Source organism: Streptomyces sp. PA03-6a, from assembly GCF_033792765.1.
Taxonomy (GTDB): domain Bacteria; phylum Actinomycetota; class Actinomycetes; order Streptomycetales; family Streptomycetaceae; genus Actinacidiphila.
The window spans coordinates 39,812-55,927 of the sequence record NZ_JARAVK010000025.1 but is presented as its reverse complement, the minus strand read 5'-3'; the positions used below and the strand labels follow the sequence as shown (position 1 = coordinate 55,927).

Genomic DNA, 16,116 nt, shown 5'->3' with positions numbered 1-16,116 from the left:
GGCTCGGGCGGGGCGAGGCGGGACAGCAGGGCCTTGATGCCGTCGATGCGGTCCTCGTCCTCGTGCAGGACGAAGGCGAGTTCGGGTTCCGAGGCCTGGTCGGCGATGGTGTAGACGGCGCACCAGCTGGCCAGGGTGGGCACGGTCATCTGGGCCATCAGGGCGAGCGTCTGGTCGCGTTCCAGGGTGCCCGCCAGCAGGTCGGAGGCCTCCACCAGGAAGGACAACGAGCCGCGGCGCAGCCGCTCGAGCTCGGTGAGGCGGGCGCTCTCCACCGCCAGCGCGATGCGGTCGGCGGCGAACTGCAGCCGCAGCGCCTCCTCGTTGGTGTAGCGGCCGGGGCTCTCCGCGGCGACGCCGAGCGAGCCGGTGAGGCGGCCCTCGACCTTGAGGGGGACGGTGACGATCGAGCGCATGCCGGTGCCGGCGAGCAGCGGGACGGCGCCCGGCACCGCCGTGAGGTCCTCGTGGACTGCGGGCATGCGGGCGCTGCCGTAGCGGCCGGTGCCGGCCTCGACGGGGACCCGTGCGAAGCGCTGTCGGGCGGAGGGCAGGCCGGTGGAGGCGCGCACCTCGAGTTCGGTCTCGTCGTCGGTGGCGAGCAGCAGGTAGGCGGCGTCGCCGTCGAGCATGTCGCGGGCCCGCTCCACGGTGCGCTGCAGCAGCCCGTCGAGGTCGTCGGGGGCGGGGGAGCCGATGAAGGACTCGAAGGGGTCCACGGCCTTGCCGCGTTCGACGCCGCCCTCGACGGAGATCATCCCGCGGCCGGGGTTCTGCAGGACGGCGCGTTCGTCCTCGCGCACCAGCAGGCACACGGTGGACGGCTCGCCGGAGGAGTCGCGGACCCGTAGGTGCGCGCCGTAGACGGGCAGGATGCGGCCGTCCGCGCCGCGGATGCCGTAACTGCCCTCCCAGCGTGACAGCCGCAGGGCCTCGGCGATGCCGTGGCCGGTGCCGGGGGTCTGCGGCCAGGCGGCGAAGTCGCCGAGCGGTTTGCCGGTGACCTGCTCGCCGAGGTGGCCGAAGAGCTCGGCGGCGTCCTGGTTCCAGCGGGTGATGATGCCTGCGCGGTCGACCTGCACGACCGCGACGCGGACCCGCTCGTCGGCGAGCGGGAGCGCCTGGACGGGCAGGGCGGGACCCGCGGAACGGGTGCCGGCGGGGCGCTGGGGGAGTTCCAGGCGGAACCAGACGTGCTTGTTGGCGGCGGTGTACTCCACGCCCCAGCGGCTGGCCAGCGCCGAGCACAGGAGCAGCCCGCGGCCGCCCTCGTGGTCGGGGTGGATCTGCCTCTTGGCGTCGTGGAGAGGAAGCTCACGTTCCGGGTAGCGGTCGGCGACCTCGATGCGCACGGCGGACTCGTAGCGCAGGCACTGGACGTCCGCGGCGGTGCCGGCGTGCACCACGGCGTTGGTGACGAGTTCGCTGGTGAGCACGACGGCGTCGTCGACCACCTCGGAGAAGCCCCAGCCCTGGAGCGTGTCGCGGACGAACGCGCGTGCGGTGGCGACCGAGCGTCCCACGGGTTCGAAGGTGGCCGCTGCCCGCGCCGTGATCACAGATCTCCTTGTTTGTCCCGGGACGTCACCATTCGTCGTCCGCTGTACTGTCACCACCGGCCCCCACTTCGAGGTGTACGCCCGGCCCAAGGTGGGCAACCGCATGCCAGGTTACTTACCCCCGGCGACCGCGTGTGTGCCGGTTGGGGGTGTTCCTGCCCCGATCATGACGCCGGTCATATGCGATGCTGCCGAACTGTTATGGCCGGGCCCGGGCATGGTGAAACACTGGTCATGTCTGAACGAGGCACCTGCAGGTCGGTCGACCCTCCGGGAGGGACACGGTGGAGTCTGGCGCATCGGCGCGAGGCGGCGCGGCATCCGCGGCGAAGCGGGGCGGTTCCGCACGGGTGAAGAACGCGCGGTCGCGTAAGAGCGGGGCCGGTACGGGGACCGTCGAGGTCGACTCGGCGGCCCTGCACCGGCTGCTGTCCGCGCTGGAGTCCATGCGGGACGGCAACTTCCGCAAGCGGCTGACGGTCACCGGCGACGGGGTCATGGCGGAGATCTCCGCGGTGTTCAACGAGGTCGCCGACCGCAACCAGCACCTCACCGGGGAGCTGGCGCGGGTGCGGCGGGTCGTGGGCCGCGAGGGCAAGCTCGCCGAGCGCCTGGAGACGGGGGCGTGCGAGGGTGCCTGGGCGGCGGCCATCGACGCCTCCAACGCGCTCGTGGACGACCTCGTGCGCCCCATGTCCGAGGTCGGCCGGGTGCTGTCGGCGGTCGCCGAGGGTGACCTGGAGCAGCGGATGGACCTGCGCTCGCAGGGCGCCGACGGCTCGGGGCATCCGCTGCGCGGCGAGTTCCTTAAGGTGGGCCGCACCGTCAACGGGCTGGTCGACCAGCTGTCCACGTTCACCGACGAGGTGACCCGGGTGGCGAGCGAGGTCGGTACCGAGGGCAAGCTCGGCGGCCAGGCGCGGGTGCGCGGCATGTCCGGTTCGTGGAAGGACCTGACGGACTCGGTCAACACCATGGCGTCCCGTCTGACGGCCCAGGTGCGTGACATCGCCCTCGTCACGACGGCGGTCGCCAAGGGCGACCTGTCGCGCAAGGTCACGGTGCACGTGGCCGGCGAGATGCTGGAGCTGAAGAACACCGTCAACACGATGGTCGACCAGCTCTCCTCCTTCGCCGCCGAGGTGACCCGCGTCGCACGCGAGGTGGGCACCGAGGGCCAGCTGGGCGGCCAGGCCAAGGTGGCCGGTGTCGACGGCGTGTGGAAGGACCTCACGGACTCCGTCAACCTGATGGCCGGCAACCTGACGGCCCAGGTGCGCGACATCGCCCAGGTGACGACCGCGGTCGCCAACGGCGACCTGTCGCAGAAGATCACCATCGGCGCGCGCGGCGAGGTCGCGCAGCTCGCCGAGACCGTCAACGCGATGACCGAGACGCTGCGCACCTTCGCCGACGAGGTGACCCGTGTCGCGGGCGAGGTCGGCGCGGAGGGCCGCCTCGGCGGCCAGGCGCAGGTGCCGGGTGCGGCGGGCATCTGGAAGGACCTCACCGACTCGGTGAACACCGCGTTCCGCAACCTGACCGGCCAGGTGCGGGACATCGCGCAGGTGACGACGGCGGTCGCCAACGGCGACCTGTCGCAGAAGGTCACGGTGGACGTCTCCGGCGAGATGCTGGAGCTGAAGAACACCGTCAACACGATGGTCGACCAGTTGTCGGCCTTCGGCGCCGAGGTGACCCGGGTGGCGCGCGAGGTCGGCGTCGAGGGTGAACTGGGCGGCCAGGCGCAGGTGCCGGGTGCGGCGGGTCTGTGGAAGGACCTGACGGACTCGGTGAACACCGCGTTCCGCAACCTGACCGGCCAGGTCCGCAACATCGCGCAGGTGACGACGGCGGTCGCCAACGGCGACCTGTCGCAGAAGGTCACGGTGGACGTCTCCGGCGAGATGCTGGAGCTGAAGAACACCGTCAACCGCATGGTGGACCAGCTCTCCTCGTTCGCCGGGCAGGTCACCCGCATGGCCCGGGACGTGGGCACGGAGGGCCGCCTCGGCGGTCAGGCCCGCGTCGACGGCGTGAGCGGCGTGTGGAAGGAGCTGACGGACTCCGTCAACTTCATGGCGGGCAACCTCACCTCGCAGGTCCGCCAGATCGCCCAGGTGACGACCGCGGTGGCCCGCGGTGACCTGTCCCAGAAGGTCGACGTCGACGCGCGCGGCGAGATCCTGGAGCTGAAGAACACCATCAACACGATGGTCGACCAGCTCTCCTCCTTCGCCGAGCAGGTGACCCGCGTGGCCCGCGAGGTGGGCACCGAGGGCCGGCTGGGCGGCCAGGCGCAGGTGCCGGGCGTCGCCGGTGTGTGGCGCGACCTCACCGACTCCGTGAACGGCATGGCGGGCAACCTGACCGCACAGGTCCGCAACATCGCCCAGGTGGCGACCGCGGTGGCCCGCGGCGACCTGTCCCAGAAGATCGACGTCGACGCGCGCGGCGAGATCCTGGAGCTCAAGAACGTCCTCAACACGATGGTCGACCAGCTCTCGTCCTTCGCCGAGCAGGTGACACGGGTCGCCCGCGAGGTGGGCACCGAGGGCATCCTGGGCGGCCAGGCCGAGGTGAAGGGCGTGTCGGGCACCTGGAAGGACCTGACGCAGTCCGTCAACTTCATGGCGAACAACCTGACGATGCAGGTCCGCAACATCGCCGAGGTCACCACCGCGGTCGCCCAGGGCGACCTGTCGAAGAAGATCACCGTCGACGCCAAGGGCGAGATCCTCGCCCTGGTCACCACCGTCAACACGATGGTGGACCAGCTGTCCGCGTTCGCCGACGAGGTGACCCGGGTGGCCCGTGAGGTGGGCACCGAGGGCCAGCTGGGCGGTCAGGCCCGGGTGCGGGACGTCTCCGGCATCTGGAAGGACCTCACCGACAACGTCAACCTGATGGCCAACAACCTGACCAGCCAGGTGCGTTCGATCTCCTCCGTCGCCACCGCCGTCGCCAACGGCGACCTCACCAAGAAGATCACCGTCGAGGCGCGCGGCGAGGTCGCCCAGCTCGCCGAGACCATCAACACCATGGTGGACACGCTCTCCGCCTTCGGTGACGAGGTGACCCGGGTGGCCCGCGAGGTGGGCACCGACGGCATCCTCGGCGGCCAGGCACGCGTGCCGGGCGTGTCCGGCTCGTGGAAGGACCTCACCGAGTCGGTGAACAACATGGCCTCCAACCTGACCGGCCAGGTGCGCAACATCGCCATGGTCACCACCGCGGTCGCCCGCGGCGACCTGTCCAAGAAGATCGACGTCGACGCGCACGGCGAGATCCTGGAGCTGAAGACGACCATCAACACGATGGTCGACCAGCTGTCGGCCTTCGGTGACCAGGTGACCCGGGTGGCCCGCGAGGTGGGCACCGAGGGCCGCCTGGGCGGCCAGGCGCGCGTGCCGGGCGTGTCCGGCATCTGGAAGGACCTCACCGAGTCGGTGAACCTGATGGCGAACAACCTGACCCGTCAGGTGCGCAACATCGCCCAGGTGGCCACCGCGGTGACCCGCGGCGACCTCAACATCCGTACGGACGTGGACGCGGCGGGCGAGATCCTGGAGCTCCAGGACTACATCAACACCATGATCGTCCGGCTCCGCGAGACCACGCTCGCCAACAAGGAGCAGGACTGGCTCAAGGGCAACCTCGCCCGCATCTCCGGTCTGATGCAGGGCCGCCGCGACCTCAACGACGTGGCGGCGCTCATCATGAGCGAGCTGACCCCGGTGGTCTCCGCCCAGCACGGCGCTTTCTTCATCGCGGAGGAGCCGGCCGGCGGGGAGGAGATCGAGGAGGGCTACGAGCTGCGGCTGTCCGGCTCGTACGGCTTCTCCAAGCGGACGATGCCGACGGTGTTCCTGCCCGGCGAGGGACTGATCGGCACGGCCGCGGTCGAGAAGCGCTCGATCCTGGTGGAGGACGTCCCGCCGGGCTACCTCAGGATCTCCTCCGGGCTCGGCGAGGCGCCGCCGGCCCACGTCATCGTGCTGCCGGTGGTGTTCGAGGACCGGGTGCTCGGTGTGATGGAGCTGGCCTCCTTCCAGCCGCTCACGCAGATCCAGAAGGACTTCCTCGGCCAGATCACCGACATGATCGCGGTCAGCGTGAACACCATCAGCGTGAACACCAAGACCGAGTACCTGCTGGAGCAGTCGCAGGAGCTGACCGAACAGCTGCGGGAGCGCTCGGCGGAGCTGGAGAACCGGCAGAAGCAGCTGGAGATGTCCAACACGGAGCTGGAGGAGAAGGCGGAGCTGCTGGCCCGCCAGAACCGGGACATCGAGGTGAAGAACACCGAGATCGAGGAGGCCCGGCAGGTCCTGGAGGAGCGCGCCGAGCAGCTGGCCGTCTCGATGCGCTACAAGTCCGAGTTCCTGGCCAACATGTCGCACGAGCTGCGCACCCCGCTGAACTCGCTGCTCATCCTGGCCAAGCTGCTCGCGGACAACGCCGAGGGCAACCTGTCGCCGAAGCAGGTCGAGTTCGCCGAGACGATCCACGGCGCCGGCTCCGACCTGCTGCAGCTCATCAACGACATCCTGGACCTGTCCAAGGTCGAGGCGGGCAAGATGGACGTCAGCCCGACCCGCATCGCCCTGGTCCAGCTGGTCGACTACGTGGAGGCGACGTTCCGCCCGCTCACCGCGGAGAAGGGCCTGGACTTCTCCGTACGGGTCTCCCCGGAGCTGCCCGCCACCCTCCACACCGACGAGCAGCGGCTGCTGCAGGTGCTGCGCAACCTGCTGTCGAACGCGGTGAAGTTCACCGACAGCGGCTCGGTCGAGCTGGTCATCCGCCCGGCCGGGCCCGACGTGCCGCAGGCCATCCGGGAGCAGTTGCTGGAGTCCGGCTCGCTGCGGGGCGCGGACGAGCCGCTGATCGCCTTCTCGGTGACCGACACGGGCATCGGCATCGCGGCGAGCAAGATGCGGGTCATCTTCGAGGCGTTCAAGCAGGCGGACGGCACCACCAGCCGCAAGTACGGCGGCACGGGCCTGGGCCTGTCCATCAGCCGGGAGATCGCCCGGCTGCTAGGCGGCGAGATCCACGCCGACAGCCAGCCCGGCCGCGGCTCGACCTTCACCCTCTACCTGCCGCTCAACACATCCGAACTGCCGCCGCAGGGCTACCCGCAGCTCCCCGGCGGCGAGGCCGGGGAACTCGAGGGGGCGCCGGCCGAGCCGTTCCACGTCCCGGCCCACGGTCACGTGGCCATGCGCGGCCGGGGCGCGGGCAGCAGCCTGGCCCGGCTGCGCCGGCGTTCCGCGGCACCGCGGCCCGCCGCGGCCGCCGGGCCGTTGGAGCGCGCCGCGCTGCCCGAGTCGTGGGTGGAGGGGGCGCACAGCGACGCCTACACCGGCTTCGCGGGCGGGTTCAGCGGTGAGAAGGTGCTCATCGTGGACGACGACATCCGCAACGTCTTCGCCCTCACCAGCGTGCTGGAGCAGCACGGGCTGACCGTGCTGTACGCCGAGAACGGCCGGGAGGGGATCGAGGTCCTGGAGCAGCACGACGACGTCGCGGTCGTCCTGATGGACATCATGATGCCCGAGATGGACGGCTATGCGACCACGGCCGCGATCCGCAGGATGCCCCAGTTCGCGGGGCTGCCGATCATCGCGCTGACGGCCAAGGCGATGAAGGGCGACCGGGAGAAGAGCATCGAGTCCGGGGCGTCGGACTACGTCGCCAAGCCGGTGGACACCGACCACCTCCTCGCGGTGATGGAGCAGTGGATGCAGTCCAGGTGACGCCACGTTGGGTGAGCGGCCGGGCAACGGACGGTGAACGCCCATGACTCGGCGTGTGTGAAGAGGTGTGGGAGTGCGGGATTCTGGGAACCTTCTGGTCCCCGCTTGCGTTTCTGCTACGTGCACAGTGACATGGCGGTGACAGGGTGTGGCGGACAGCGGGGTGCGGCTACCATGACCGGCACAAGGACGGGCGGCACTCAGGAGTCGTCCATGGGGGCGGCGACCGGTGCAGTGCCGGGGCGAGGAGGGCGGGCCATGGTGCAGAAGGCCAAGATCCTCCTGGTCGATGACCGGCCGGAGAATCTGCTGGCGCTGGAGGCCATCCTCTCCGCGCTCGATCAGACCCTGGTGCGGGCATCGTCCGGGGAGGAAGCGCTCAAGGCGCTGCTGACCGACGACTTCGCGGTGATCCTGCTCGACGTCCAGATGCCGGGCATGGACGGGTTCGAGACCGCGGCGCACATCAAGCGGCGCGAACGTACCCGTGACATCCCGATCATCTTCCTGACCGCCATCAACCACGGGCCGCACCACACCTTCCGCGGCTACGCGGCCGGCGCGGTGGACTACATCTCCAAGCCCTTCGACCCGTGGGTGCTGCGCGCCAAGGTCTCGGTCTTCGTCGAGCTCTACATGAAGAACTGCCAGCTGCGTGAGCAGGCCGCCCTGCTCCGGCTGCAGCTGGAACAGGGCGCGCGGCAGGGCGGCAACGGCGCCAAGGAGCCCGTGGGCCTGCTCGCCGAGCTCTCCGCACGGCTCGCCGCGGTGGAGGAGCAGGCGGAGGCGCTGTCCAAGCAGCTCGACGAGTCCGCGGACGCGGCGGCGGTGGCCACGGCCGCCCATCTGGAGCGGAAGCTGACCGGCCTGCGCCGCGCGCTGGACGCGCTGGAGCCGGGCACGGGCGGCGGCGACAAGAAGATTCCCCCGCAAGAGTGAAGCGTGTGCGCCACTTGATGCAGTGTCATCCATGGCGCAACAGGGGCACGACACGAATGGCGGTATGCGTGGCCACGCGTGTCGTGCACGGGGCGGAACGGTAACCTCACCACCATGGCCTCACGTACGTCCGGCACCGCCAAGAAGGCTGCCGCCAAACCTGCGGCCAAGCCCGCGGCGAAGAAGGCCCCCGCGAAGAAGGCGGCGGCCAAGAAGCCGCCTGCCAAGGCGGCGGCGGCCAAGCCCGCGCCGAAGCCCGCGCCGTCCCCGACCGGCGGCGTCTACCGGCTCGCGCGGGCGGTCTGGCTCGGCCTGGCGCACACCGTGGGCGCCCTCTTCCGCGGCGTCGGGCGCGGCGCGCGCGGGCTCGACCCGGCGCACCGCAAGGACGGCCTGGCGCTGCTGCTGTTCGGCCTCGCGCTGGTCGTCGCCACCGGCACCTGGTCGGACCTGCGTGGTCCGGTGGGCGATCTGGTCGAGATACTGATCACCGGGCTGTTCGGGCGGCTGGACCTGCTCGTGCCGTTCCTCGTCGGTGCCGTCGTCTGGCGGTTGATGCGCCACCCGCAGAAGTCCGACGCCAACGGGCGCATCGTCATCGGCCTGAGCACCCTCACCGTCGGTGTACTGGGCCTGGTGCACATCGGCTGCGGTTCCCCCGGCCGCGGGCAGGGCGCCGACGCGATCCGCGACGCGGGCGGCCTGATCGGCTGGGCGGCGTCCGCGCCGCTCGACTACACCGTCGGCGCACCGCTGGCGGTGGCGCTGCTGGCACTGCTCACCTTCTTCGGGCTGCTGGTCACCACCGCGACCCCGGTCAACGCCATCCCCCGGCGGCTGCGTGAACTCGGCATCCGGCTGGGCCTGGTGGAGGACCAGGGCGGCGCCGGGACCGAGGACGACGCCGTGCCGTTCAGCGACCTGCTGGAGGAGGAGACCTCCCCACAGGACGGCGGGGAGAAGTCGCGCCGCCGGTCCAGGCGCCGCCGGGAACGGTCGGAACTGCCCGACCTCAGGCCCAGCGACGGACTGGACGCGGTCGACCTCGCCTACGGCGTGGCCGCCGACCTCGACGGCGCCCTCGCCTACGGCGTGCCCGGCTCCTCCGTCGTCGCGGACCTCGTCAGCCACTCCCTGCCGCAGGCCCGGGACACCGGGGAGGCCGCCGCCGAGGACTCCGCCGACCGGTCCGTGCCCGACCTCACCAAGCGCGCGGCGCCCGAGCAGGGCCCGCCGCTGCCGCCGCGCGCCGAGCAGCTCCAGTTGTCCGGCGACGTCACCTACGGCCTGCCGTCCCTGGACCTGTTGGAGCGCGGCGGTCCAGGACGCACCCGCAGCGCCGCCAACGACGCCGTGGTCGAGTCGCTGACGAGCGTCTTCTCGCAGTTCAAGGTGGACGCACGGGTCACCGGCTTCACGCGCGGTCCGACGGTGACCCGTTACGAGGTGGAACTCGGCCAGGCCGTCAAGGTCGAGCGGATCACCGCGCTCGCCAAGAACATCGCGTACGCCGTGGCCAGTCCGGACGTGCGGATCATCAGCCCGATCCCCGGCAAGTCGGCGGTGGGCATCGAGATCCCCAACAGCGACCGGGAGATGGTCAACCTCGGCGACGTGCTGCGCTCGGCGGAGGCCGCCGGCGAGGAGCACCCGATGACGGTGGGCCTCGGCAAGGACGTCGAGGGCGGCTACGTCATGGCCAACCTCGCGCGCATGCCGCACATCCTCGTCGCGGGCGCCACCGGATCCGGCAAGTCCTCCTGCATCAACTGCCTGATCACCTCGATCCTGGCGCGCGCCACGCCCGACGAGGTGCGGATGGTGCTCGTCGACCCCAAGCGCGTCGAGCTGACCGCGTACGAGGGCGTCCCGCACCTCATCACCCCGATCATCACCAACCCCAAGCGGGCCGCCGAGGCGCTGCAGTGGGTCGTGCGCGAGATGGACCTGCGCTACGACGACCTCGCCGCCTATGGCTTCCGGCACATCGACGACTTCAACGCGGCGGTGCGCTCGGGCAAGGTGAAGCCGCCGGAGGGCAGCGAGCGGGAGCTCGCGCCCTACCCCTACCTGCTGGTGATCGTGGACGAGCTGGCCGACCTGATGATGGTCGCGCCGCGGGACGTCGAGGACGCGATCGTCCGCATCACCCAGCTCGCCCGGGCCGCCGGCATCCACCTCGTGCTGGCCACCCAGCGGCCCAGCGTCGACGTCGTCACGGGTCTCATCAAGGCCAACGTGCCGTCCAGGCTGGCCTTCGCGACCTCGTCGCTCGCCGACAGCCGGGTCATCCTCGACCAGGCCGGCGCCGAGAAGCTGATCGGAAAGGGTGACGGGCTGTTCCTGCCGATGGGCGCCAACAAGCCGGTCCGCATGCAGGGCGCCTTCGTCACCGAGGACGAGATCCAGGCCGTGGTCGCCCACTGCAAGGCGCAGTTGACCCCCGCCTACCGTGACGACGTGGTCGTCGGCTCGGGTCCGAAGAAGGAGATCGACGAGGAGATCGGCGACGACCTGGACCTGTTGTGCCAGGCCGCGGAACTGGTCGTCTCCACGCAGTTCGGCTCGACTTCGATGCTCCAGCGGAAACTGCGTGTCGGCTTCGCGAAAGCGGGCAGGCTCATGGACCTGATGGAATCGCGCGGGATCGTCGGCCCCAGCGAGGGGTCGAAGGCCCGTGACGTACTGGTCAAGCCGGACGAGATGGACGGAGTGCTCGCCCTGCTCCGGGGCGAGGCCGGTTCGTAGCCATTCCGTGGCTCACTCGTAAGTGGGTTGGACGCAACCGTTGCTCCCGCCCGTACGTCAAGTTAGTGCAGGGGGAAGGCGTATGGCCGACTGTCATCGGCGCCGGGAAAGACGGCAATCCTGATGGCGGACAAACAACGCCCGCCCGCTTGCCCGTCCTTTTGCCCACCCCCCTAGACTGAGTCTCCAGCAGGTGGCTGCACGCTCGAAAGGCGCCCCCGTGTCCATCGGCAACCCGCCCCCCGACGACCGGCTCTCGGTCGGTCGCGCCCTCGCCCAGGCCCGCATCGCCGCGGGTCTGACCGTCGACGAGGTCAGTACCACAACGCGTGTGCGCCCGCCCATCGTGCACGCGATCGAGGAGGACGATTTCTCCCGCTGCGGCGGCGACGTGTACGCCCGCGGCCACATCCGGGCGCTCGCGCGCGCCGTGGGCCTCGATCCCGAGGCCCTGATCGAGCAGTTCTCGGCGGAGCACGGCAGTGCGCCCGCCCCCACCCCGGTGGCGCCGCTGTACGAGGCGGAGCGGATGAGGTCCGAGCCGCGCCGCCCCAACTGGACCGCCGCCATGGTCGCGGCGATCGTCGCCGTCATCGGTTTCGTCGGGTTCACCCTGTTCAGCGGTGGCGAGGACGGCGGCAAGGAGCCGGTGGCGGGCAAGCCGAGTGCGGCGAGCCCGGCGGCCAAGCCGTCCGGCAACCCCACGAGCTCCGCGCCGAGGCCCGAGGAGTCCGACAGCGCGATCGCCGCGGCGCCGGCCGACAAGGTCACGGTCAAGCTCACCACCCAGAACGACAAGAGCTGGATCCAGGCGGTGGACAGCAACGGAAGGCAGCTCTACCAGGGCAGTCTGGAGCCGGGCGACTCCAAGACCTTCACCGACAAGAGCAAGATCAACCTCATCATCGGCAACGCGGGCGCGGTCCACCTCTTCGTCAACGGCAAGGACCTCGGGCCCGCGGGTGACCCCGGTCAGGTCCAGCGCCTCACCTTCACCCCCGGCGACCCGGAAGCAGGGTGACGCCCGGTTCCACGGGCGCGCACGGACACCGCGGCGCCCGGCGCGGGACACCCGTCCCGGCGCCGGGCGCCGCTGCGCGTCGGAGCCCCGTCGGGGACAAAGTAGGCTGAGCCTATGTCCGAACCCCGTACCGTCGCTCTTGTCACGCTCGGCTGCGCCCGTAACGAGGTGGATTCCGAGGAGCTCGCCGGCCGGCTGGCGGCGGACGGGTGGCAGCTCGTCGAGGACGCCGCCGCCGCCGACGTGGCCGTCGTGAACACCTGTGGCTTCGTCGAGGCCGCCAAGAAGGACTCCGTCGACGCCCTGCTGGAGGCCAACGACCTCAAGGGCCACGGCCGCACCCAGGCCGTTGTCGCGGTCGGCTGCATGGCCGAGCGCTACGGGAAGGAGCTGGCCGAGGCCCTGCCCGAGGCGGACGGGGTGCTCGGCTTCGACGACTACGCGAACATCTCCGACCGCCTGCAGACGATCCTCTCCGGCGGCGTCCACGCCTCCCACACCCCGCGCGACCGCCGCAAGCTGCTGCCGGTCAGCCCGGCCGCCCGGCAGGCCGTGAGCGAGGTCGCGCTGCCCGGCCACGCGCAGAGCGCCACGGAGCCGGTCCCCGCCCCCGCGGACCTGCCCGAGGGCGTCGCGCCCGCCTCCGGGCCGCGCGCACCGCTCCGCCGCCGCCTGGACAGCAGTCCGGTCGCCTCGGTGAAGCTGGCCTCCGGCTGCGACCGCCGCTGCTCCTTCTGCGCCATCCCGTCCTTCCGGGGCTCCTTCATCTCCCGCCGCCCCTCGGACGTGCTCGGCGAGACGCGCTGGCTGGCCGAGCAGGGCGTCAAGGAGGTCATGCTGGTCAGCGAGAACAACACCTCGTACGGCAAGGACCTCGGCGACATCCGGCTGCTGGAGACGCTGCTGCCGGAACTGGCAGCCGTCGACGGCATCGAGCGGATCCGGGTCAGCTACCTGCAGCCCGCCGAGATGCGCCCGGGCCTGATCGACGTGCTGACCTCGACGCCCAAGGTCGCGCCGTACTTCGACCTGTCCTTCCAGCACTCCGCACCCGGGGTGCTGCGCGCGATGCGCCGCTTCGGCGACACCGAGCGCTTCCTGGAGCTGCTGGACACCATCCGCTCCAAGGCGCCGGAGGCCGGGGTCCGCTCCAACTTCATCGTCGGCTTCCCGGGCGAGTCGGCGGCGGACCTGGAGGAGCTGGAGCGCTTCCTGGGCGCCGCCCGGCTCGACGCCATCGGCGTCTTCGGCTACTCCGACGAGGAGGGCACCGAAGCGGCCGGCTACGACGGCAAGCTCGACGAGGACGTCGTCGCCGAGCGGCTGGCCCGGGTCTCGCGGCTGGCCGAGGAGCTGACCGCGCAGCGTGCCGAGGAGCGGCTGGGCTCGACGGTGCAGGTGCTGGTCGACTCCGTCGACGAGGAGGAGGGGGCGGTCGGCCGCGGTGCCCACCAGGCGCCGGAGACCGACGGCCAGGTCGTCCTGACCTCCCACGCGGGCCTGGTGCCCGGATCGTTCGTCGCGGCGAAGGTGGTGGACACCGAAGGCGTCGACCTCGTCGCGGAGCCGCTTGGCACGACGCAGGAGGCGCGCAGATGACGGGAGTCCCGGCGTCCGCCGCCGGCAACCACCGGTCCGCACCCGCAGCCCCTGCGGCCGCGGTCCGGCGGCCTTCGTTGTGGAACATCGCCAACGTCCTCACGATGGTGCGGCTGCTGCTGGTGCCGGGCTTCGTCGTGCTGCTCGTGCACGACGACGGGCACGACCCGGCGTGGCGCTCCTTCGCGTGGGCGGCGTTCGCCATCGCGATGATCACCGACCTCTTCGACGGCGAGCTGGCCCGGCGCTACGGGCTGGTCACCGACTTCGGCAAGATCGCCGACCCGATCGCCGACAAGGCGATCATGGGCGCGGCGCTGATCGGGCTCTCGGCCCTCGGGGACCTGCCCTGGTGGGTCACCGCGGTGATCCTCTTCCGCGAGCTGGGCATCACGCTGATGCGGTTCTGGGTGATCCGCTGGGGAGTGATCCCGGCCAGCCGGGGCGGCAAGCTGAAGACGCTCACCCAGGGCGTCGCCGTCGGCATGTACATCCTGATCCTCACCGGGCCGCTGGCGACGCTGCGGGCGGTGCTGATGGGCGCCGCGGTGGTGCTGACCGTGGTGACGGGCCTGGACTACGTGCGCCAGGCCGTCGTCATGCGCCGGGCCGGACTGGCCGCGCAGCGCGCGGCCGCCGTGCGCCGGGCGCGCGAGGGCGCGGACGAGGAGGAGGGGGCGCTCGCGGAGGACGTCCCGCTGGAGTTCCCGGAGGAGCAGGGACAGGGCGCGTGAACGTCGCCGCCGAGGTGCTGGGGCTGCTGGAGGGGCGGCGGCAGTGGCTCGCCGTCGCCGAGTCGCTGACCGGTGGCCTGGTCGCCGCCGAGCTGACCTCGGTGCCCGGCGCCTCCAGGTCCTTCCGCGGTTCGGTCACCGCGTACGCCACCGAACTGAAGCGGGACGTGCTGGGCGTGGACGGCGCACTGCTGGCCGAACGCGGGGCCGTCGACCCCGACGTCGCGCGGGGGATGGCCGAGGGCGTGCGGCGCGTGCTGCGCGCCGACTGGGGGCTGGCCACCACCGGAGTCGCCGGTCCGGACCCGCAGGACGGACAGCAGGTCGGGACGGTCTTCGTGGCGGTCGCCGGGCCGACCGGCTCGTGGTGCGAGAGACTGCAGTTGAACGGCGACCGTGCCGAAATCCGTACCACCACCGTGAACGCCGTTCTGACCCTCTTGCAGCAGACGCTCCTGACGGGCGGGGGAACACCCGACGAATCCCCGACGGCGAAGGGTAGGGAAGACAGCGGGGGGAAGGGATGTTTGCAGCCCTGAGTGAACACGTCATCGCTCCCCGCACGGCCGGTGTCGGAGGCGGTACGGTGGGGCAAGAAGGTTGCGAATTCGCGGTCCGAGGAGGGAGCCACCGATGATTCTGCTCCGTCGCCTGCTCGGTGACGTGCTGCGTCGGCAGCGCCAGCGTCAGGGCCGCACCCTGCGTGAGGTCTCCTCATCCGCCCGGGTCTCCCTGGGCTATCTGTCGGAGGTCGAACGAGGGCAGAAGGAGGCTTCCTCCGAACTGCTCTCCGCGATCTGTGACGCCTTGGACGTCCCGATGTCCGAGGTGATGCGGGAGGTCAGCGACGATCTGGCGCTTGCCGAACTCGCCGAGTCGGCTGCTGTCGGGTCGGCAGCCGCGCCTATGCGGCCGCTGCTGGGCGCGGTTCCGTCCGTACCGTCCGGTCCGGACGAGCGGGTCACCATCAAGGCGCCGAAGGCGCCCACCGAGGCCGTGGACGTCGTCGCGGCCTGAGCGACACCAAGCAGTTCCGAACCGTGGCCCCGGCCGGTGGGCAACCGGCCGGGGCCACGGCGTGTCCGCGTGTGGTCCGCGGATCCGGGGAAGGCGCCCATGAGGCGGGGCCGCCGTGGAGGTGGCCCTGCGACGCCAGGCGATTCCCGAGGAGGAGCAGCATGACCGTCGTGAAGAGCACGCTGCCCGAGGCCGACCGCAAGACCGTCGGTGAGGCCCTGCAGCACACCCTCAGCGATCTCATCGACCTGTCGCTCGTCGCCAAGCAGGTGCACTGGAACGTGGTCGGGGCGCGGTTCCGGTCCGTCCACCTCCAGCTCGACGACGTGGTGACCACCGCGCGGACCTACGCCGACACGGTCGCGGAGCGGGCGGCCGCGGTCGGGGTGACGCCGGACGGGCGCGCGGGGACGGTCTCCAAGAGCAGCAGGATCGACGAGGTGCCGGACGGCTGGATCAAGGACGAGAAGGTGGTCTCGGTCATGATCGTGGCGCTGGACGCCGTGATCAGGCGGGTGCGCCAGGGGATCGAGGCGACGGAGAAGCCCGATCCGGTGAGCCAGGACATCCTGATCGGGCTCGCCGCCGAGCTCGAGAAGCACCACTGGATGTTCCAGGCCGAGAACGTCTAGGCCGGCGGGGCGTCGTCGGCGGGAGCATCGGGGCCGGTCGCCCTGGGTTGCCTCGGGCGGGGGAATGTCGCAGGTAGTAGCCGTGCGTGTCCTCCTTCCGGGTGA

At 71.1% G+C, this 16,116-nt stretch carries 10 protein-coding genes; 9 read left to right on the top strand and 1 reads right to left on the bottom strand.

The genetic code is table 11. The annotated features are described in order from the left end of the window. Window positions 1–1,559, bottom strand: a 1,559-nt coding sequence (locus PV350_RS09140) for a GAF domain-containing protein (protein WP_500333336.1), incomplete at its 3' end; no start/stop codon positions are given. A 446-nt stretch (window positions 1,560–2,005) separates the two neighbouring features. On the opposite strand from PV350_RS09140, the gene PV350_RS09135 reads away from it, so the two are divergent. From PV350_RS09135 to PV350_RS09095, 9 genes are all read left to right on the top strand, one after another. Further along, complete coding sequence (locus PV350_RS09135) at window positions 2,006–7,321, top strand: HAMP domain-containing protein (RefSeq protein ID WP_500333337.1); 5,316 nt, start codon at window positions 2,006–2,008, stop codon at window positions 7,319–7,321. 258 nt (window positions 7,322–7,579) lie between these two features. Beyond that, window positions 7,580–8,260, top strand: coding sequence for a response regulator (locus PV350_RS09130; protein ID WP_431965404.1), 681 nt, complete (start codon window positions 7,580–7,582; stop codon window positions 8,258–8,260). A gap of 114 nt (window positions 8,261–8,374) precedes the next feature. Continuing rightward, entirely contained in the window at window positions 8,375–11,008 is a 2,634-nt protein-coding gene (locus tag PV350_RS09125) for a DNA translocase FtsK (RefSeq protein WP_500333335.1), read from the top strand. Window positions 11,009–11,228: 220 nt separating this feature from the next. Next, window positions 11,229–12,029 carry a helix-turn-helix domain-containing protein gene (locus tag PV350_RS09120; protein ID WP_500333334.1) on the top strand — a complete coding sequence of 267 codons (801 nt, stop codon included), beginning with the start codon at window positions 11,229–11,231 and terminating at the stop codon, window positions 12,027–12,029. 114 nt (window positions 12,030–12,143) lie between these two features. Then, the gene (gene rimO, locus PV350_RS09115) at window positions 12,144–13,628 is read left to right on the top strand and encodes a 30S ribosomal protein S12 methylthiotransferase RimO (protein WP_499514359.1); all 1,485 of its coding nucleotides are present in this window, start codon (window positions 12,144–12,146) and stop codon (window positions 13,626–13,628) included. Further along, a complete protein-coding gene (pgsA, locus tag PV350_RS09110) occupies window positions 13,625–14,362 on the top strand; it encodes a CDP-diacylglycerol--glycerol-3-phosphate 3-phosphatidyltransferase (protein ID WP_499514360.1) in 738 nt (245 codons plus the stop codon). The genes rimO and pgsA overlap by 4 nt, the downstream gene beginning before the upstream one ends. After that, window positions 14,359–14,901, top strand: a complete 543-nt coding sequence (locus PV350_RS09105) for a CinA family protein (protein ID WP_499514361.1) — start codon at window positions 14,359–14,361, stop codon at window positions 14,899–14,901. Before pgsA ends, PV350_RS09105 begins: the two co-directional genes overlap by 4 nt. A gap of 94 nt (window positions 14,902–14,995) precedes the next feature. After that, a complete protein-coding gene (locus PV350_RS09100) occupies window positions 14,996–15,379 on the top strand; it encodes a helix-turn-helix domain-containing protein (protein ID WP_018561778.1) in 384 nt (127 codons plus the stop codon). Window positions 15,380–15,540: 161 nt separating this feature from the next. Then, on the top strand, window positions 15,541–16,011 hold the full coding sequence (locus PV350_RS09095) for a Dps family protein (protein ID WP_499514362.1): 471 nt from the start codon (window positions 15,541–15,543) through the stop codon (window positions 16,009–16,011). Window positions 16,012–16,116 lie beyond the last annotated feature (105 nt).

Coding starts and splice junctions, on each gene's coding strand:
- PV350_RS09135 (WP_500333337.1), top strand. CDS start 2,006: ATGCGGGACGGCAACTTCCGCAAGCGGCTGACGGTCACCGGCGACGGG.
- PV350_RS09130 (WP_431965404.1), top strand. CDS start 7,580: ATGGTGCAGAAGGCCAAGATCCTCCTGGTCGATGACCGGCCGGAGAAT.
- PV350_RS09125 (WP_500333335.1), top strand. CDS start 8,375: ATGGCCTCACGTACGTCCGGCACCGCCAAGAAGGCTGCCGCCAAACCT.
- rimO (WP_499514359.1), top strand. CDS start 12,144: ATGTCCGAACCCCGTACCGTCGCTCTTGTCACGCTCGGCTGCGCCCGT.
- pgsA (WP_499514360.1), top strand. CDS start 13,625: ATGACGGGAGTCCCGGCGTCCGCCGCCGGCAACCACCGGTCCGCACCC.
- PV350_RS09100 (WP_018561778.1), top strand. CDS start 14,996: ATGATTCTGCTCCGTCGCCTGCTCGGTGACGTGCTGCGTCGGCAGCGC.
- PV350_RS09095 (WP_499514362.1), top strand. CDS start 15,541: ATGACCGTCGTGAAGAGCACGCTGCCCGAGGCCGACCGCAAGACCGTC.